The sequence below is a fragment of the Massilia eburnea genome, from assembly GCF_009720745.1.
Lineage (GTDB): Bacteria > Pseudomonadota > Gammaproteobacteria > Burkholderiales > Burkholderiaceae_D > Rugamonas > Rugamonas eburnea.
Map to the genome: position 1 here is coordinate 304,687 of NZ_WNKX01000005.1, position 18,295 is coordinate 322,981.

At 61.2% G+C, this 18,295-nt stretch carries 18 protein-coding genes and 1 rRNA gene; 8 read left to right on the forward strand and 11 right to left on the reverse strand.

Annotated elements, in window-relative coordinates; translation table 11 throughout:
* Positions 1-9: 9 nt before the first annotated feature.
* Positions 10-1,506: a leucyl aminopeptidase gene (locus GM658_RS09190; protein WP_155453702.1), complete on the reverse strand. Its 1,497-nt coding sequence runs from the start codon at positions 1,504-1,506 to the stop codon at positions 10-12.
* Between the two features lie 42 nt (positions 1,507-1,548).
* Here GM658_RS09190 and lptF point away from each other — a divergent pair, with 42 nt between their 5' ends.
* The 4 genes from lptF to GM658_RS09210 are packed head-to-tail and all read left to right on the forward strand — an operon-like array spanning position 1,549 to position 4,963.
* On the forward strand, positions 1,549-2,676 hold the full coding sequence (gene lptF / locus GM658_RS09195) for an LPS export ABC transporter permease LptF (protein WP_155453703.1): 1,128 nt from the start codon (positions 1,549-1,551) through the stop codon (positions 2,674-2,676).
* Positions 2,673-3,842, forward strand: a complete 1,170-nt coding sequence (lptG, locus tag GM658_RS09200) for an LPS export ABC transporter permease LptG (protein ID WP_155453704.1) — start codon at positions 2,673-2,675, stop codon at positions 3,840-3,842. Before lptF ends, lptG begins: the two co-directional genes overlap by 4 nt.
* Before the next feature lies 1 nt (position 3,843).
* Positions 3,844-4,224 carry a sirohydrochlorin chelatase gene (locus GM658_RS09205; protein WP_155453705.1) on the forward strand — a complete coding sequence of 127 codons (381 nt, stop codon included), beginning with the start codon at positions 3,844-3,846 and terminating at the stop codon, positions 4,222-4,224.
* A complete protein-coding gene (locus GM658_RS09210) occupies positions 4,214-4,963 on the forward strand; it encodes a carbon-nitrogen hydrolase family protein (RefSeq protein ID WP_155453706.1) in 750 nt (249 codons plus the stop codon). Before GM658_RS09205 ends, GM658_RS09210 begins: the two co-directional genes overlap by 11 nt.
* Before the next feature lie 5 nt (positions 4,964-4,968).
* Here the strand turns inward: GM658_RS09210 and GM658_RS09215 are convergent, their stop codons facing one another.
* The 7 genes from GM658_RS09215 to GM658_RS09245 all read right to left on the reverse strand — a co-directional run bounded on the left by GM658_RS09215 (position 4,969) and on the right by GM658_RS09245 (position 11,778).
* Positions 4,969-5,706 (reverse strand): hypothetical protein, encoded by a 738-nt coding sequence (locus GM658_RS09215; RefSeq protein WP_155453707.1) that lies wholly within the window; start codon positions 5,704-5,706, stop codon positions 4,969-4,971.
* 132 nt (positions 5,707-5,838) lie between these two features.
* Positions 5,839-6,555, reverse strand: coding sequence for a uroporphyrinogen-III C-methyltransferase (gene cobA / locus GM658_RS09220; protein ID WP_155453708.1), 717 nt, complete (start codon positions 6,553-6,555; stop codon positions 5,839-5,841).
* A 25-nt stretch (positions 6,556-6,580) separates the two neighbouring features.
* The gene (locus tag GM658_RS09225) at positions 6,581-7,888 is read right to left on the reverse strand and encodes a sulfate adenylyltransferase subunit 1 (RefSeq protein WP_155453709.1); all 1,308 of its coding nucleotides are present in this window, start codon (positions 7,886-7,888) and stop codon (positions 6,581-6,583) included.
* Positions 7,888-8,811, reverse strand: coding sequence for a sulfate adenylyltransferase subunit CysD (gene cysD / locus GM658_RS09230; RefSeq protein WP_155453710.1), 924 nt, complete (start codon positions 8,809-8,811; stop codon positions 7,888-7,890). The genes GM658_RS09225 and cysD overlap by 1 nt, the downstream gene beginning before the upstream one ends.
* Positions 8,812-9,525: a phosphoadenylyl-sulfate reductase gene (locus GM658_RS09235; protein ID WP_155453711.1), complete on the reverse strand. Its 714-nt coding sequence runs from the start codon at positions 9,523-9,525 to the stop codon at positions 8,812-8,814.
* Positions 9,526-9,527: 2 nt separating this feature from the next.
* Positions 9,528-10,097: a DUF934 domain-containing protein gene (locus GM658_RS09240; protein WP_155453712.1), complete on the reverse strand. Its 570-nt coding sequence runs from the start codon at positions 10,095-10,097 to the stop codon at positions 9,528-9,530.
* Positions 10,090-11,778: a nitrite/sulfite reductase gene (locus GM658_RS09245; RefSeq protein ID WP_155453713.1), complete on the reverse strand. Its 1,689-nt coding sequence runs from the start codon at positions 11,776-11,778 to the stop codon at positions 10,090-10,092. Before GM658_RS09245 ends, GM658_RS09240 begins: the two co-directional genes overlap by 8 nt.
* Before the next feature lie 147 nt (positions 11,779-11,925).
* Here GM658_RS09245 and GM658_RS09250 point away from each other — a divergent pair, with 147 nt between their 5' ends.
* The 3 genes from GM658_RS09250 to GM658_RS09260 all read left to right on the forward strand — a co-directional run bounded on the left by GM658_RS09250 (position 11,926) and on the right by GM658_RS09260 (position 14,489).
* Positions 11,926-12,867, forward strand: a complete 942-nt coding sequence (locus tag GM658_RS09250) for a CysB family HTH-type transcriptional regulator (RefSeq protein WP_155453714.1) — start codon at positions 11,926-11,928, stop codon at positions 12,865-12,867.
* Positions 12,864-13,316: a hypothetical protein gene (locus tag GM658_RS09255; protein ID WP_155453715.1), complete on the forward strand. Its 453-nt coding sequence runs from the start codon at positions 12,864-12,866 to the stop codon at positions 13,314-13,316. The genes GM658_RS09250 and GM658_RS09255 overlap by 4 nt, the downstream gene beginning before the upstream one ends.
* 90 nt (positions 13,317-13,406) lie before the next feature.
* Entirely contained in the window at positions 13,407-14,489 is a 1,083-nt protein-coding gene (locus GM658_RS09260; RefSeq protein WP_371865067.1) for a porin, read from the forward strand.
* 81 nt (positions 14,490-14,570) lie between these two features.
* Here GM658_RS09260 and GM658_RS09265 read toward each other — a convergent pair whose 3' ends face one another.
* From GM658_RS09265 to GM658_RS09275, 3 genes are all read right to left on the reverse strand, one after another.
* Positions 14,571-15,194 carry a sensor histidine kinase gene (locus tag GM658_RS09265; RefSeq protein WP_155453716.1) on the reverse strand — a complete coding sequence of 208 codons (624 nt, stop codon included), beginning with the start codon at positions 15,192-15,194 and terminating at the stop codon, positions 14,571-14,573.
* A gap of 120 nt (positions 15,195-15,314) precedes the next feature.
* On the reverse strand, positions 15,315-16,082 hold the full coding sequence (locus tag GM658_RS09270) for a LytR/AlgR family response regulator transcription factor (protein ID WP_155453717.1): 768 nt from the start codon (positions 16,080-16,082) through the stop codon (positions 15,315-15,317).
* Positions 16,083-16,146: 64 nt separating this feature from the next.
* Positions 16,147-17,517 carry a sensor histidine kinase gene (locus GM658_RS09275; protein WP_155453718.1) on the reverse strand — a complete coding sequence of 457 codons (1,371 nt, stop codon included), beginning with the start codon at positions 17,515-17,517 and terminating at the stop codon, positions 16,147-16,149.
* Positions 17,518-17,961: 444 nt separating this feature from the next.
* Here GM658_RS09275 and GM658_RS09280 point away from each other — a divergent pair.
* Positions 17,962-18,295, forward strand: a 16S ribosomal RNA gene (locus tag GM658_RS09280); the annotation flags it as partial.

The following is an 18,295-nucleotide window of genomic DNA, read 5'->3' on the forward strand; positions in this document are numbered from 1 at the left end:
TTTTCTTTATCAGCCTGCGCGGCCGATCAGGAAGTTCGTCAGCATCGGCACTGGACGGCCGGTTGCGCCTTTGGCGGCGCCCGATTTCCATGCGGTGCCGGCGATATCGACGTGGGCCCATGGATACTTGCGGGTGAAGTTCTCCAGGAAAGCCGCGGCGGTGCACGATGCGCCGCCTGGCGTACCGATATTGGCCAGGTCTGCGAAGTTGGACTTCAGCTGCTCGTTGTATTGCTCGCCGATCGGCAGGCGCCATGCGGTGTCGCCGGTGGCTTTACCCGATGCCATCAGGGCGTCGACCAGGGCATTGCCCGCGTCGTCGTCGCGTGCGAATACCCCGCTGTTGTGGTGGCCCAGGGCCACGATGCAGGCGCCGGTCAGGGTCGCCACGTCGATCACGGCGGCCGGGTTGAAGCGCTCGGCGTAGGTCAGCGCGTCGCACAGGATCAGGCGGCCTTCGGCGTCGGTGTTCAGGATCTCGATGGTCAGGCCGTTCATCGAGGTGACGATGTCGCCCGGCTTGGTGGCGCGGCCCGATGGCATGTTCTCGCATGCGGCCACAATGCCGACCACGTTGGACTTCAGGCCCATTTCGCCGATGGCGCGGAAGGTGCCCAGTACGGAGCCGGCGCCGCACATATCGTATTTCATCTCGTCCATGCCAGGGCCGGCCTTGATCGAAATGCCGCCGGTGTCGAAGGTGATGCCTTTGCCCACCAGGACGGTCGGCGCATCCTTGGCCTTGCCGCCTTTGTGTTTCAGGACGATGAACTTGGGCGCCTGCTCGGAGCCGTTGGTCACGGACAGGAAGGAGCCCATCTTCAGCGCTTCCATCTGCTTGCGGTCCAGGATCTCGACTTCAAAGCCGAAGTCCTTGCCCAGCTTCTTGGCCACGTTGGCCAGGTAGGTCGGGGTGCAGACGTTGGCGGACAGGTTGCCCAGCTCCTTGGTCAGTTCCATGCCGTTGGCGGTGGCGACCGCCTGCGACAGCGACAGCTTGTTGCCGGCATTGTTTGCCACGGCCAGCGCCAGCTTCTTAGGGCCGGCCCATGCCGGGTCTTTCTTGGACTTCTGCGCGTCGGTACGGTAAACGGCGTCGCGGCCGGCCAGCACCACGGAGCGGATCGCCCAGTTGGCGTCGCGGCCTTTCACTTCTTCCAGCGGCAGTGCGATAATAGCGTCCGTCGCAGCCACGGTGCCCAGCGCCTTGATGGCGGCATTGATGGCCGAACCAATGGCTTTTTCGGAGACGGTTTCTTCGGCGCCCAGGCCTACCAGCAGCACGCGATCGGCAGCAGCGCCTTTCAGGCCGCGCAGCAGCAGGGTGGTGCCGGCCTTGCCGGTAATGTCGCCGGATTTCAGCGCAGCGGTGATTTCACCGGCGCCGTCGAGGGCTTTAGCCGCTTTCGAGAGTTTTTTGTTTTCGAAGACGCCGACCACGACGCAGCCGCTTTTGGCGCTGGCGATGGTGTTCTTGGCGTCGAGTGCTTTTATGCTAAAGTCCATTTGGTTTCTCCTTAATTTTGTAGAACGAATTATAAACGTCGAATGATTTTCCATCGCGCCCTCCGCCGAGAGCTGATCAGCTCTGCCGGGGCCACCTTTACGGTGATGTTCTCGATTCTCCTGACGTGGACCCTGGTCACCATCCTCGGCCGCGCCGCGGGTGGCAAGGTCGCATCCAGCGATGTCATCGCGCTTTTAGCGTTCGCAGCCTTGAATTATCTGCCAACTGTCCTCGTTTTCACCAGTTTTATTTCAGTCCTGATGGTGATCACCCGCACCTACAGGGATTCCGAGATGGTGGTGTGGTTCGCGTCGGGCTTGAGCCTGACGCGCTTCGTGCGCCCGGTGCTGTCGTTTGGTTTGCCGATCGTGCTGCTGACGGCGCTGCTCAGTTTTTACGTGACGCCCTGGGCGCGCGGCAAGACCTACGAATATGTGGAGCGCTTCGCCAAGCGTGAAGACTTGCAGAAGGTGTCGCCCGGCCAGTTCAAGGAATCGTCGTCGGCCAACCGCATCTTCTTCGTCGAAGGCGTGGCAGGCAGCAGCGCCGTCGTGCGCAATGTCTTCGTCAACCAGGTCGACGCCAAGGGCACTTCGGTGATCGTCGCTTCCGAGGGCGTGGTCGAGGAAATGCCGACCGGGGACAAGTTCCTGGTGCTGAAGAACGGCCGCCGCTACCAGGGCAAGCCGGGCGATGCCGATTTCCAGAGCATGGAGTTCCAGCGTTACAGCATGCGCGTGACGCAGCAATCGTCCGATGCGGGCGACAACAACGACGCCAACGCCACGTCGACGCGAGGCTTGCTGGCCGACTGGAAGGGCAACAATTTCGCAAAGGCGGAGATGATGTGGCGCATTGCGCTGCCCATCACCTGCCTGCTGCTTATCCTGGTGGCGATTCCGCTGGGCTTTGCTAATCCGCGCGCAGGCAGTGCGATCAACCTGATTATCGCGGTACTGGTCTTCTTCACCTATAACAACCTGACCAAGGTGTTCGAAGGCAGCATCAAGCAAGGCAAAATGTCTTTTGCCATGGGCTGGTGGCCGCTGCACCTGATTGCAGCCCTGGTCGTCCTGTCCATGTTTGCCTGGCGCCTGAACGTGAACCACCCTTATCACCCGCGCGCCCTGTGGGCAGCCTTCAAGCGCGGAGCTTCGCGTAAAAAATGAGCATCCTCCAACGCTATTTCTTCGTCTCCATCCTGCAGGCGGTAGCCTTCGCGCTGGCCGCGCTGCTCGGCCTGCAGGCATTCATGGACCTGACCGGGGAGCTGCCCGCCGTGGGCAAGAATGGCTACGGCATGGAACATGCGGCTCTCTATGTGCTGATCATGATCCCGCAGCATTTGACTGAAGTCATGCCCGTGGCATCGCTGATCGGCACCATCTATACGATGGCGCAGTTCGCGTCGACATCCGAATTCACCATCATGCGCGCGTCGTCGCTGTCGACCCGGATGGCGGCAATCATGGTCGGCAAGGTCGGGGTCGTGCTGGTAGTGGTCGCCTTCATTTTCGGTGAACTGATCACGCCGCGGCTGGCGCAGCTGTCGGAAAAAATCCGCCTTACCGGGCGCGGGACCACGGTGTCCTCGGAATTCCGTTCGGGCATGTGGACCAAGGACATCATCAAGAGCGGCGGCATGTCCGGCGATACGATGGGCACCCGCTTCTTCAACGTACGCGAAGTGCGTGCGGATGGCCAACTGGTCGACGTCAAGCTGTACGACTTCGATAACAGCTTCCGCCTGCGCTCCCTGACGCTGGCGAAAACGGCTAACTTCCAGGGGAACAATACCTGGCAGCTGAACGATGTCACCGAAAATATCTTCAGCAATCCGGCCCTGCTGGTCGACGGGGCGGAGGCTAACGTGAGCAACAACTTTGCCCAGGCGAGCAGCCTGGTGGAGGTGAAGAAGTATCCGGCCAAGGAACTGATCTCGGAAATTACGCCGAAAATCCTGTCGGTCGCCGGCTCCGATCCTGAGCGCATGTCGGCCAACGAGCTTGCCGTGTACACCCGCCACCTGCAGGAAAACAAGCAGGGCACGGAGCGCTTCAAGATCGCGTTCTGGAAAAAGCTGATCGACCCGCTGGCGATTTTCGTGCTGATGGCGCTGGCGCTGCCATTTGCCTACCTGCACACGCGCTCCGGCGGCGTGAGCCTGAAGATTTTCATCGGCATCATGATCGGGGTCAGTTTCCTGCTGGTGAATACGCTGTTCTCGCATATCGGCTTGCTGTCCGTGCTGCCGGCCTTCGTGACGGCAGTGATGCCAAGCCTGCTGTACCTGATGCTGGCAATCGGCGCCCTTTACTGGGTGGAGCGGCACTAGCATGGGCCGCCGTGCACTGGTCCTGTTCGCGCATGGCGCCCGTTCCGCCAGCTGGGCGGAACCGTTCGAGCGCCTGCGGGAAATGGCAGCAGCCCGCGCACCGGAGCTCGATGTTTCGCTGGCTTTCCTTGAACTGATGTCGCCGCGCCTGCAAGACCAGGTAGCCTCGCTCGCAGCGCAGGGTGTCGACGAGGTGACGGTGGTGCCCGTATTCCTGGGGCAGGGCGGCCATGTGCTGCGCGACCTGCCTTTGATCCTGGACGAAATGCGCCTGGCGCATCCGGGCATGAAGATCCACTCCGTGGGCGCAGTCGGGGAAGATCCCACGGTGCTGCAGGCGATGTCCGATTACTGCATCAAAGCCGTGACCAATGGCTCCTGAATTCCCTGTAGTCGCTGCTATACAATCCGCCTCCATCAAAGGCGACATCGCCACCAATCTCACGCGTCACCTGGTGCTTGCGCGGCAGGCTGCGGCGCTCGGTGCGCGGCTTGCGCTTTTCCCCGAACTTTCACTGACCGGCTATGAGCCAGAGGTCGCGGCGGCTGTGGCCATGCGCGGCGGCGACGTGCGTCTGGCGCCATTGGCCGAGCTGGCGCAAGGCAGCGGCATGACCATCGTGGCCGGCGCGCCGCTGCGGATTGACGATGCGCTTTACATCGGCGCCATATCCTTCCTTCCGGACGGCCGTGTGGCGGAATACACCAAGCAGCATCTGCATGAAGGCGAAGGAGCAGTATTCACTGCCGGCCCGGGCGGTGCTGCACTCGATATCGACAGCGCCCAGGTGGCGCTGGCCGTCTGCGCCGATTTCACACACTCCAGCCATGCGCAAGCAGCGGCGCAGGCGGGAGCAGCGCTGTACGCGGCCAGCGTGCTGGTGTCGCCCGGCGGCTACGCCAAGGATAGCGAAATCCTGCGGGGATATGCGGAGCAGTACGCGATGCCGGTGCTGATGTCCAACCACGGTGGGCCAACCGGCGGCTGGCAATCGGCCGGCCGCAGCGCGTTGTGGGACGAGCGTGGACGGCTGGTTGTGGAAAGCGGACCGGGCGAGTGCCTGGTGCTGGCCAGCCGCACGGCCGGCGGCTGGCAGGGGCGGGTGGTAGCTGCGGCTTAAGTCGCTTAAGCGTTGCCCTTGGCGTGGGAAACCATGGCGGCGATGGTGCTGCCAGGGTTGTCGAATTCTCGCTGCACGGCGTCGCGCAAGGCTTCCGACTTCAGGGACTCGAGCGCTGCGGCGCTGGCCTTGGCCACTTCCTCATCTTCGCCCAGGCGGCGGAACACTTCCACGATCAGCCGTACTTCCTTGGTGTAGTTCAGGACGAAGGCCAGCAGCTGCGGGGCGGACGAGGTGTTGCCGCGCTTGGCCAAATCTTCGGCGAAATCGTTGACGCGCCTGGCCAAGGCTTCGATGCGGGCCACCGGGTTGGGCAGGTAGCGGCGCGCCAGCGGGAAGTCTTCGACTGCAACCAGGGCCGGCAATGCCAGGTCGGCGCAGTCCTTGGCCAGCTCGGGCAACTGGGTGTCGAGCTGGGTGAACAGTTCGTAGGTTGCGCGTTCTTCGCCGAGGGCGCTGTTGATGGCGCTGACGTCGTGGAAGCGGCCCAGCGTGGCGCCGCCGTTCAGGATGCGCTGGGCATCGCGGTCGCGGATCGCCTGCAGCGCGCGGCGCGCCAGGGGGAATTGTTCAGCGAGGTAGATCCAGTCGCGCAGGGCAAAGGACAGGCGGACGCCGGCCAGGGTCGGGTCTTCTTCCAGCGCGTGCTCGTGGAACCACAGGTGGTCGCGCAGGGCGTCTTCGTATTTGCCTGCCAGGCGCGCATTGCGCGCGCGCTCCAGGATTTCGTGGGCTTGGCTCATCTTGTACCTCTTTTTGGGGAGGACGGTATTGTACGCCTAAAACCGGTAAATCGATGCCTGACCCGCAGGGTCAGGCACCAGTCACGCGGCCGCGGCAGGTCAAGTGTCTGACCCAGCGGGTCAGACACTGGTTTACCGGGTTTGCTGCGGCCGGGCAGCCATCGCCTTCCCCAGCATCACGAGCACCGGCCCATGGGCCGAAGGCAGCCCATGCGCCAATTCAGCCAGGGTAATGCGCTCAATCCGCTGGTCCGGACGGCTGACATTTTCAATCACCACCACCGGCGTATCCGGCGCGCGCCCCTGCGACAAAAGGTTATTGGCCGTCGCAATCGCCTCGCGCCCGCCCATATACTGCACCAGCGTATCAGTCGAAGGAATCGTCAGTTCTTCCGGATGCCCCGGTGCGGTGGAAGAGGTAAAGAACGCCACGCTGCGCGCCACGCCGCGCTTGGTCAGCGGCTGCCGGGTCGCCGCGGCGGCTGCAACTGCGGTGGTAATGCCGGGAACGACTTCGACTTCAATGCCGTGCTGCTCAAGCGCCGTCAGCTCCTCGTCAGCGCGGCCGAACAGCATCGGATCGCCGCCCTTGAGGCGGACCACCATGCCGTAGCGCGCTGCGCAGTCGACCAGCTGCTGATTGATAAAGCCCTGGGCAGTCGAGCGCTGGCCGGCGCGTTTGCCGACCGAGATCTTCTCCGCCTGCGGGCACAATTCCAGCATTTCTTCCGTCACCAGCGCGTCGTACAGCACCACTTCGGCTTGCGCCAGCAGCCGTGCGCCACGCATGGTGATCAGGTCCTGCGCCCCCGGTCCAGCTCCAATCAAATACACTTTCCCGTATGGCATGCGCAGGTTCCTTTCTTGGCGAAGCTTATTCGCCGAGGCGGATCATGCCTGCGGCTACTGTCTGGTGGGTGACTTCATCGATCAGGATGAAGGCGCCGGTGGCGCGGATGTCCGAGTAGGCATCCGCGGCCAGCGGTTGCTGCACGGTCAGCGCGATGCGCGCCACGTCGTTCAGCTTCAACGCATTCGCATCGTGACGGTGCTGGGTGTTGATGTCAAGGATCGAATCAATCCGGGCCACTTTTGCAGCCGTCTGTTTGGTGCCATGCTTGATCCAGTACTTGCGGCGCATATCCAGCGGTTCCTCGGACAGCCAGCAGACGTCGGCGTTCACTTGCTTCAGCAGGCTGGCCGGCTGTTCGCTGGAAGCCAGCAGGTCGCCACGCGATACGTCCACATACTCTTCCAGCACGATGGTCACGGACTGGCCGGCGCTGGCGGACTGCAGGGAGCCGTCGAAGGTGACGATTTCCTTGACCGTAGCGGTCTGGCCCGAGGGCTGTACCACCAGCTTGTCTCCGACCGATACGCTGCCCGCTTCGATACGGCCCATATAGCCGCGGAAGTCGTTGGCCTCGTGGCCGTTGTGGCGCGCCACCAGCTGCACCGGGAACCGGAAGGCGGAGTTGTGCGACTCGTCGTACACCGACAAGTCTTCCAGCAGTTCGATCAGGGTAGGGCCCTGGTACCAAGGCATCTTGTCGGACTGTTCAACCACGTTGTCGCCGGCCAGAGCGGACAGCGGGATGGTCTTCACATCCTTGATGCCCAGGGTCTTGGCGAACTCGCGGTAAGCCTTGACGATGCGGTCGTACACGTCCTGGTCGTAGTTCACCAGGTCCATTTTGTTCACGGCCACCACCACGTGCTCGATCTGCAGCAGGTGGGCGATGGTGGAGTGGCGCTTGGTCTGGATCAGCAGGTCCACGCCGCCGTCCTCGCGCAGCTTCACTTTCGACACGTCGACCAGGATGATCACGGCGTCGGCGGTGGAGGCGCCGGTCACCATATTGCGGGTGTACTGCTCGTGGCCCGGAGTGTCGGCGATGATGAACTTGCGTTTCGGCGTGGCGAAGTAGCGGTAAGCGACGTCGATGGTGATGCCTTGTTCGCGCTCGGCTTCCAGGCCGTCGGTCAGCAGGGACAGGTCGATGGTGTCGCCCACGGTGCGCTTATGCTTGGCGCGCGAGACAGCTGCCAGCTGGTCGGCGAAGATGCCCTTGCTGTCGAACAGCAGGCGGCCGATCAGGGTGCTTTTGCCGTCGTCGACGGAACCGGCGGTGATGAAGCGCAGCAGATTGCGTTCGTTCAGGTTTTCGTTCAGTGCGTTCATCAGAAGTATCCTTGCTTCTTGCGTTTTTCCATGGAGGCTTCGGAGGTCTGGTCGTCCATCCGGGTGGCGCCGCGCTCGGTGATCTGGGTCACTGCGGTTTCAGCGATGATCGCGTCCACGTCGGCAGCGTCGGAAGACACAGGGCAGGTGCAGGAGATGTCGCCCACGGTGCGGAAGCGCACTACCTGGGTTTCGATGCTCTCGCCTTCGCGGGCCGGGGTCAGGTCGGTCAGCGGCACCAGCAGGCCGTTGCGCGGGATCACCTGGCGCTCATGCGCAAAGTAGATCGATGGCAGGGCCAGTTTTTCGCGGGCGATGTACTGCCACACATCCAGTTCGGTCCAGTTCGAGATCGGGAACACGCGCATGTTCTCGCCTGGGTGGACGCGGGTGTTATACAGGTCCCACAGTTCCGGGCGCTGGGCTTTCGGGTCCCACTGGCCGAACTCGTCGCGGAAGGAGAAGATGCGCTCCTTGGCGCGGGCCTTTTCTTCGTCGCGGCGGGCGCCGCCGATGCAAGCGTCGAAGCCGTATTCGGCGATGGTTTCCAGCAGCGTGACGGCCTGCGCGGCGTTGCGCGAATCGGTGGCCGGGTTACGCAGGCGCACCGTGCCCTTCTTGATCGACTCTTCGACAGATCCGACGATCAGGCGTTCGCCCAGTTCGGCCACGCGGCGGTCGCGGAACTCGATCACTTCCGGGAAGTTATGGCCGGTATCGATGTGCACCAGCGGGAAGGGGAACTTCCCTGGGCGGAAAGCCTTTTCCGCAAGGCGCAGCAGCACCACGGAGTCCTTGCCGCCGCTGAACAGCAGGGCAGGGTTCGAGCATTCGGCGGCCACTTCGCGCAGGATGTGGATGGCTTCCGACTCCAGCGCGTCCAGGTGGCGCGAATTGACGTGTTGTTCTACCAGTGCGTTCATTTAGCTAGCTTTCTTAATACGAATCAGTTTGCCGTCTACCAGGTGCAGGCCGCATTCCTTGGAGTCCGGGTTTTCCCACCACCAGCGGCCGGCGCGTACGTCTTCGCCTGGCTGGATGGCGCGGGTGCAGGGTTCGCAGCCGATCGACGGATAGCCCTGGTCGTGCAGCGGGTTGTAAGGCACGTCGTTGGCGCGGATGTAGTCCCACACCTCCTGCTCCGACCAATCGGCCAGCGGGTTGAACTTCTCCATACTGTGCGAACCATCATACTCCTGCACCGACAGGTCGGAGCGGGTTGCAGATTGGGCGCGACGCTGGCCGGTGACCCAGGCTTTTTTGCCGTTCAAGGCGCGGCCCAGCGGTTCAACCTTGCGGATCTGGCAGCATTCCTTGCGCAGTTCAACGCTGTCGTAAAAGGCGTTGATGCCTTTCTTTTCGACGTAGGCGTCGACGGCAGCCTGCACCGGGCGATACAGCGCAATCTCGTAGCCATAGCGCTCTTGCACGCGCTCCACCATGCCCAGGGTTTCCTTGTGCAGGCGGCCGGTTTCCAGCGAGAAGATACCGATCGGCAGGCCGGCCTTCAGGATCAGGTCCGTCAGCACCATGTCTTCAGCGGCCAGGCTGGAGGCGAAAACGGCAGGCGAGAACTCTTCTGCGACGCGTTCGAGCGTGGCGAGCGTATCCCGCACGCGGGTGGCAAGCTCGCTCATGGTCAGGCTCCGGCTGAAGGCGTTGGGCGGGCGTGGCGGCGGAACAGCGGCACGCGCTGGTCGACCGAGGCCTGGTAAGTTTCGCTGAACACGGTCAGGCCCTTCAGTGCGTCTTCGATGCTGCGGTCCGGGCGGGTGTCGTAAGCGTCGAAGCCCACGCGCTGCATGGAGAACAGCTGGTCGCGCAGCACGTCGCCGATGGCGCGCAGTTCCCCGCTCCAGCCCAGGCGGGAACGCAGGTTCCAGGCGTGGGAGTAGCCGCGGCCATCCGTGAATTTCGGGAAGTCGACGGCCACCAGCGCCAGGCGCGGCAGGTCTTCGCGCAGGGCTAGCGGATCTTCATCGGGAGCGATCCACACGCCGATTTCGCCGGCGGCGGCGCGCGCCGACAGCGCATCGCGCTGCGCCAGCCAGGTAGCCAGCGGCACGATCACACGGCCGGCAGGCACCGACAGGGTTTCCGCGGCGGTTGCTTTGTCCTCAGGGCTGGTGCCTTCGGCGGCTTCCGGCGCGCGCAGCAGGGTCCAGTCGTTGGCCACGATTTCGCGGCCCTTGATGATTTGCTTAGGCATATTCGTCTTCTCCTACCAGGCGGCCAGCGGTTTCAATCGGCGTGGCGTATACAAATTCCTTGAACGGGGCGATGCCCAGGCGCTGCGCGGTGTCCACGAAGCGCTCTTCGGGAGTGCGTTCGCGAACGTACACTTGCAGCAGGCGGTCGATCACTTCCGGCATCTGCTGCGCGGAGAACGACGGGCCGATGATCTTGCCGATGGCGGAGTTATTGCCTTGTGCGCCGCCGATCGACACCTGGTACCACTCGCTGCCGTCCTTGTCGACGCCCAGCACGCCGATATTGCCGACGTGGTGGTGGCCGCAGGCGTTGATGCAGCCCGAGATATTCAGCTCGAAATCGCCGATATCGTGCAGGAAGTCGATGTGGTCGAAACGCTCTGCAATCGCCTGTGCAATCGGGATCGACTTGGCGTTGGCCAGCGAGCAGAAGTCGCCGCCAGGGCAGCAGATGATATCGGTCAGCAGGCCGATATTCGGCGTTGCCAGGCCGTGCGACTTGATCTCCTGCCACAGGGCGTACAACTGGGACTGTTCAACGTCGGCCAACACGATGTTCTGTTCGTGGGTCACGCGCAGTTCGCCGAAGCTGTAGCGGTCCGCCAGGTCGGCCATGAAGTCCATCTGCTCAGCGGTCGCGTCGCCCGGCGGTACGCCGGTCTTTTTCAGCGACAGCACCACGGCGGCGTAGCCAGGCTGCTTGTGCGGCTTCACATTGCGCTTCAGCCAGTTGTGGAATGGCTTTTCGTTGCGTGCGGCGGCAGCGTCGTACGAAGGCAGGGCCTTGTAGCCGTGCGGCTGGAAGTAGGCGATGATGCGCTCCATCTCTTCCAGCGTCAGGGTCTGCTCAGTGCCTTTCAGGTCTTCCCACTCGACTTCCACCTGGCGGGTGAATTCTTCCACGCCCAGGGCCTTCAGCAGGATCTTGATGCGGGCCTTGTATTTGTTGTCGCGGCGGCCGTGTAGGTTATACACGCGCATGATCGCTTCAATATAGGTCAGCAGGTGTTCGCGCGGCAGGAACTCGCGGATCACGCTGCCCAGGATCGGGGTGCGGCCCATGCCGCCGCCGACCATCACCTTGAAGCCGATTTCGCCGGCTTCGTTCTTCACTACGGTCAGTCCGATGTCGTGCACCGCGATGGCGGCGCGGTCTTCCACGGCGCCGTTGATCGCCACCTTGAACTTGCGGGGCAGGGCGATGAATTCAGGGTGGAAGGTCGACCACTGGCGCAGCACTTCGGCGTACGGACGCGGGTCGATGATCTCGTCGGCGGCCACGCCTGCGAATTCGTCGGAGGTCACGTTGCGGATGCAGTTGCCCGACGTCTGGATGGCGTGCATTTCCACCGAAGCCAGGTCGCTCAGGATTTCCGGCGTTTCTTCCAGCTTGATCCAGTTGAACTGGATGTTCTGGCGGGTGGTGAAGTGGCCATAGCCGCGGTCATATTTGCGGGCGATGTGGGCGAACATGCGCATCTGCTTGGAGCTGAGCAGGCCGTAAGGGACGGCGATACGCAGCATATAGGCGTGGCGCTGCATATAAAGACCGTTCTGCAAGCGCAATGGCAGGAATTCGGCCTCGGTCAACTCATCGTTCAGGCGGCGTTGAACCTGGTCGCGATACTGCTCGATGCGTTCGCGGATGATGAGGTGGTCGTATTGATCGTATTGATACATAGCTTTCCCAGTAAGGCATGCCCAAAGTGGAATCAATGGTAATAAACTGGGGGCTTATTCCAAACAACATAGTCTTTATTTGCTTATATGCTGTTAAGGCATAAGCATCAGCGTAAAATAGCGCTGGGGAGTCCAACGAGAGCGAGAATGAACCTTCACCAACTGCGATTTGTGCGCGAAGCCGTACGCCAGAACTACAACCTGACCGACGCCGCCAAGGCCCTGTTTACATCCCAGCCTGGCGTTTCCAAAGCGATCATCGAGCTGGAAGAGGAATTGGGTGTTGATATATTCACAAGGCACGGCAAGCGTATTCGCGGCCTGACCGAGCCGGGACGGCTGGTCTTGTCCTCGGTCGAATTGATCATGCAGGAAATCGACAGCCTGAAACGCATCGGCAAGGAGTACGCCGCCCAGGATTCCGGCAGCTTCACCATCGCCACCACGCACACCCAGGCGCGCTACACACTGCCGAAAGTGGTGCAGGCCTTCATGCAGAAGTACCCGAAGGTGCGCTTATCTTTATTGCAAGGCAATCCGAAACAGATCGCCGAGATGGTGCAGCGCGACCAGGCCGACCTGGCGATCGCCACCGAATCCATCGCCGCCATCGATGGCTTGATTACCCTGCCGTGCTACCAGTGGGAGCACGTGGTGGTGGTGCCGCCGGACCATCCGCTCCTGAAAATCAAGTCCGTCACCCTGGAAGAAGTGGCCGAGCACCACATCATCACGTATGATGCCGCCTTCGCCGGGCGCTCACGCATCGACCAGGCCTTCGAAAAACGGGGCCTGAAGCCGGACGTGCTGCTGGAAGCGATCGACGCGGACGTGATCAAGACTTACGTGGAGCTGGGCATGGGCGTCGGCATCATTGCCGGCATGGCCTTCGACCCGGAACGCGACCGCAACCTGCGCGCCATCCCCGCCGGCCACCTGTTCGGCATGAATGTGTCGCGCGTGGCCGTCAAGCAGGGCGCCTACCTGCGATCCTATATATATACCTTCATCGAGCTGCTGGCGCCGACATTGAACCGCAAGCTGATCGAACAGGCGATGAAGGGCGAACATGAGAACTACGAACTGTGATTAACGAAGAAGAACTGTACGAAGTGCGCGAGCACGTCGAAGAACTGCTGGACGGCCATGAGGTCCTCCAGCTTGAGAGTCTGGACCTGGACGGCCTGGAAGTGGAGCCGGGCGAGTACACGGCCGTCTACGCCGAATTCCTGTGGGCCCAGCTGGGACGCGAGAAACAGGACAAATTCCTGAAACAATTGCGCGAGAAGGTCGGCAAGGATGTCCTGCTGGTGCTGATGGGCGAAGACTATGTGGACGGCGAGAGCTTCCCGGTCGCGCGCACCGACCAGCATGGAAATACCTACGAATTCCAGAAAGATGACGACGGAAACCGCTTCGAAGTCATGAAAAACTACCCGTCCGACAGCTGGCTGCGCAAGCGCATCGGCATCGCCGCGCGTGAAATCAAGGTCCTTCGGTCCGAATATTACTGGGTTGTTACAGCACGCCTGAAGTAATTTTTTTCTTGTCACGTTGTTGTAGTAATTGAGGGGCAATATAGCTGCGTTTGAAACATTTCCCTCAACTTCAACAACGTAGGACAACAAGTGAAAAAACTTACTCTGGCAGCACTGATCATTGGCGGTTTCGCAGCACAAGCACAAGCCCAGTCGAACGTGACCATCTACGGCATCGCCGACGCAGGTATCGTCGCTGAACGCGGCGGCGCGGCCGGCAACGTCACCAAAGTGACCAGTGGTGTGGGTTCGGCTTCCCGCCTGGGTTTCAAAGGCGTGGAAGACCTGGGTAACGGCCTGTCCGCCCTGTTCACCATCGAATCCGGCGTGAAGATCGACACCGGCGACCAGGACACCGCAGGCGTGTTCGCACAGCGCCAGGCATTCGTTGGCCTGAAGAGCAAGGAAGCCGGCCAGATCACCCTGGGCCGCCAGTACACCATGCTGTACAACGCCCTGTCGCAAGTTGCCGACCCATTCGGCGCCGGCTACGCTGGTTCCGCCAAAAACCTGTTCCCAACCGGCGGCGTGAACACCCGCCTGTCGAACGCCATCGTCTATAACTCGCCAGTCTTCGAAGGCTTCAGCGTTGACGCTCTGTACGGCATGGGCGAGCAAGCTGGCGACACCACCGCCGGCCGCCAGTTCGGCCTGGGCGTGAACTACTCGAACGGCCCACTGAACGTGCGCCTGGTTCACAACAACAAGAACAACGACGTAGCAGCTGTTGGCGTCACCCCAGCCGTCCGTAAAGACCTGGCGAAGAACACCCTGCTGGCCGCCAACTACGACTTCGGCGTTGCCAAGGCCTACTTCGGCTACGAGCGCGACAAAGGCGCAGGCAGCGCACCCCTGCCAGTGGCCAACGCTTTCGGCTACGCAGTTGCTCCCAAGTCCTCCGCTGACAGCGACGAATGGCTGCTGGGCGTAGGCGTGCCAATGGGCGGCGGTACCCTGGTTGCTTCGTTCATCAAAAAGAACGACAAGCAAAACGACCAGGACGCCAACCAGTACGCCATCGGCTACCTGTACGCCCTGTCCAAGCGCACCACCTTGTACACCGCGATCGCCAAGATCAAGAACAAGAATGGCGCTGGCTACACCGTTGGCAACAACACCGAACCTGGTTCGGGCGACAAGGCGTTCGACCTGGGCATCCGTCACGCGTTCTAAGAAGTTTTTGCTGTAAGCAGTAGCATCTCTCGAGGTGATTCATGATCTTTTGGCGGGTCTTCGGACCCGCCGTTTTTTTTTTCATGAATCGCCGGGCAGGGGAATCGTAATGGCGATACGCGTCCCGCCTTTGCCGCCGTCCACTTCCATGGCGCCGCGCAGCGCTGCCACGCGCTCGCGCATCCCCAGCAGTCCAAGCGCATCCGCCTTGCCCATATCGCCAACTGCAATGCCCCGGCCATCATCGTCGATATCGATATGCAGCTCACCGCCTTCACGCCGCAGGCGTACCTGCGCGGTGGCGGCTCCTGCATGGCGGGCGATATTGGTCAGCGACTCCTGTACCAGCCGATAAATCGCGGTGCTATAGCGCTCATCGAGCGCCAGTGTGTCTGGCAATGCATCGAGCAGGCAGCTGATGCCGTGGCGCTTTTCGAACTCCAGGCGCAGTGACTCCAGCGCGAAATGCAGTCCGCCTTCATCCAGGGCGCGCGGGCGCAAATTGCCGGCGATGCGGCGCAGGGAGCTGATGGCGTTAAGGAGTAGCGCATCCATGCTTTCCAGCCGTGCCGCCGCATCGGGCGAACCAGGCGGCTGCTGTTTCAGGAGTGTGAGCTCAACGCGCAGGGTAGCGAGGAGCTGGCCCAGGTCGTCGTGCAATTCGCGGGAAATGTGGACGCGCTCATCCTCCCGGATGTCCGCCAGTGCGGAATCGGTGGCGCGGCGTCATGGACGCGTGAGCGGGGATTCTTCAATTGGGCCTCCTGGTGGCAGCAACCACCAGGACACCGTATTACACCAAGCCGGGGGACGGCTTGATCTGCGTCACATCTGCTTGAACAGATGGAGGAAGGAGCGGCTGACTTCCAGCTTGTCTGGGCGGCCTTTGATCATAACCAGGTGTCGGCCGCGGATGTCGCGCGTTACGCCTTCGATGGCGTTCACGTTCACCAGGGTGGCGCGGTGGATTTGCCAGAACAGGGAAGGGTCCAGTTCATCCGCCAGGTCGCGCACGGGTTTGCGGATCAGGGCCTCGAACTTATCGGTCTGCACGCAGGTATATTTTTCGTCCGAGCGGAAGAACAGGATTTCTTCCACGGGAATCATGCGCAAGTCCGAGCCAATGCTGGCCTGGATCCATTGCAGATACTTCTGCTTGGGCGTCGCGATCTTCTCCGCCAGCTGGCTCAGGATGGCGGCCATGTCCGCGCCTTGCGCAGCGCTGGCTGCCGGCGAGGACAGGCGGCCTTTCAGGCGTTCGACGGTGACCTTCAAACGCTCAGGCTCCGGCGGTTTCAGTACGTAGTCGACCGCGCCGCGTTCAAATGCCTCCACAGCGTAAGCGTCGTAAGCGGTGACGAACACCACATTGCTCTTGTTGCCGATCTCGGCGGCAGCTTCCATGCCGGTCTTGCCCGGCATGCGGATGTCGAGGAAGGTGAAATCCGGTTTCAATTCATTGACCAGTTCGACTGCTTCTTCGCCGTTTTTGGCTTCGCCGAGGATCTCAAGTTCCGGCCAGACTTGCTCCAGCCGCATGCGCAGCTGGTCGCGCATCAGGCGTTCGTCGTCGGCAATAATCGCTGTGGGCATAATGCTAAATTTGATGAAATAAGAAGTATCAATTATTCAATGGATCGAGGCGAATGGCAATCGCTTATTCGGAGCGCGCCAACTGGTATGGCACCTCGATGATTGCGATCACGCCGCTTGGGGTATTGGGCTCGATCTTCAGCGAAGCCTGGTCGCCGTGCAGCAGCTTCAGGCGTTCGCGGATGTTGGTCAGGCCGAGGCCGGTACCCGTGCTTGGCTTGGCGCCAAAGCCCAGGCCGTTGTCGGTCACGGTGACGCGCAGCTTGCTGTGCGCGACGTCGGCGCGGACTTTCAAGTAGCCGCCTTCAGGCTTGCCTTCCAGGCCATGCTTGATGGCGTTTTCCACCATCGATTGCAGCATCATCGGCGGGAAGGCGGCGGTGCGCAGGCCTTCGGAGACGTCGAAATCGACGGTCAGGCGCTCTTCCATGCGCATTTTCAGCAGGGCCAGGTAGGCCGCCACCATGTCCGCCTCACTGCCAAGTGTGCTGGTCAGCTTGTTTTCACGCATCTGTGGGAGCACGGCGCGCAGGTATTTGATCAGGCTGCGCTGCATGGCAGAGGCGCGCGGCGGGTCGGTTTCGATCAGGTGCTCGACGGAAGCAAGCGTATTGAACAGGAAGTGTGGCTCAACCTGCGCTTGCATCATCTGCATTTTGGCCTCGCTCAGCTGGCGCTGCATGGATTCACGCTCAGCTGCCGCATTCGCTACCTGGGCTTCCGCTTCTGCCTTCTTCTTGCCGCCAACTAGCGCCTTCATCGCAAAAAGTGCCAACAAGAGCAGGGTAATGAAACTGGTGAACCAGGTCGAGGCCTGTTTGTGGTAGCGCGAAACTTTCTCTTCAGCCGCGCTATCGACCGCCTGCTCAAGAGCGTTAGACAATTCCTCGCCAATCTGCGGCGGCAGTTCGATGTGGACTTCCTCGCCTGGCATTGGGGCTGCAGGCGGCGCCGGCGCGGCAGGGCGCGCCTTGCCGTGCATCGGTGCTGCGGGTGCTGCTGGCGCCGCTGGCGCGGCCGGAGCTGCGGGTTCAGCGCTTTCCGGCATTGCAGGAGCTGCAGCTTCAGCCTCAGCTGCGGCCTGCGCCGAATCTTCGGCATTATCCTTTTCGTCCGCGCTGGTCTCGTTGGCCGCGGGCTTCTTGATCTTTCCCGCACGCGGGTTGAAGTGGATGCCGCTATCGTCAATTGTGATATTCGGATCGGCACTTCCATTCTTTGTCCGCTTATGCGAGCGGATCACCATCTCTTCGTCGCGGGAAGGCGAGAATAGCTCGTCCTGCAGGATGGAGGCGGCGATCATCGACAGGGCGGCAAACAGGAAGAATTTCCACCACGACAAATGCGTCACCCAGCCGGTCGTCGCGTCAAAGCCGCGGTGAAGCCAGGCAAGGACGGTTTTTGCTGTGTCTTGAGCTTTCGGTGTTGGAAACATGCGCCACTTTCTATTGAATATGGGGCAAGTGTAGATAACCTTGGGGAAAGTCGCCAGCCGTGTGCGACAGAATGCAGAAATACGGGAATAGAAGAAGGCCCTTGCGGACAGTCGGATCGTTTGCTATAGTTCTGTCCCTCACAGCGAGACGCAGCAAACAACGCGAAACGATGTGAGAAAGAGGGGTTGACGAGTTGCACGCTGTACCGCATAATCTCGCTTCTCTGCTGCTGACAAACACAACGATTTGTCGCTAAACGCAGCGATCTTTAAAAATCAACAGTCGATAAGTGTGGGCGTTTGACGATATGCCCAGGCCCTCGGGCCTGATGCTCAAAATATACGTTATAACGCTCGCACAAAATTAAACGTAAATCTCATTTATGAGATTTCGTCAGTATTTTGAGTGAGTGACCTCGGTAGCAATACCGAAAAACAGAGATTGAACTGAAGAGTTTGATCCTGGCTCAGATTGAACGCTGGCGGCATGCTTTACACATGCAAGTCGAACGGCAGCGCGGGCTTCGGCCTGGCGGCGAGTGGCGAACGGGTGAGTAATATATCGGAACGTACCCAAGAGTGGGGGATAACGTAGCGAAAGTTACGCTAATACCGCATACGATCTAAGGATGAAAGCAGGGGATCTTCGGACCTTGTGCTCCTGGAGCGGCCGATATCTGATTAGCTAGTTGGTGAGGTAAAGGCTCACCAAGGCAACGATCAGTAGCTGGTCTGAGAGGACGACCAGCCACACTGGAACTGAGACACGGTCCAGACT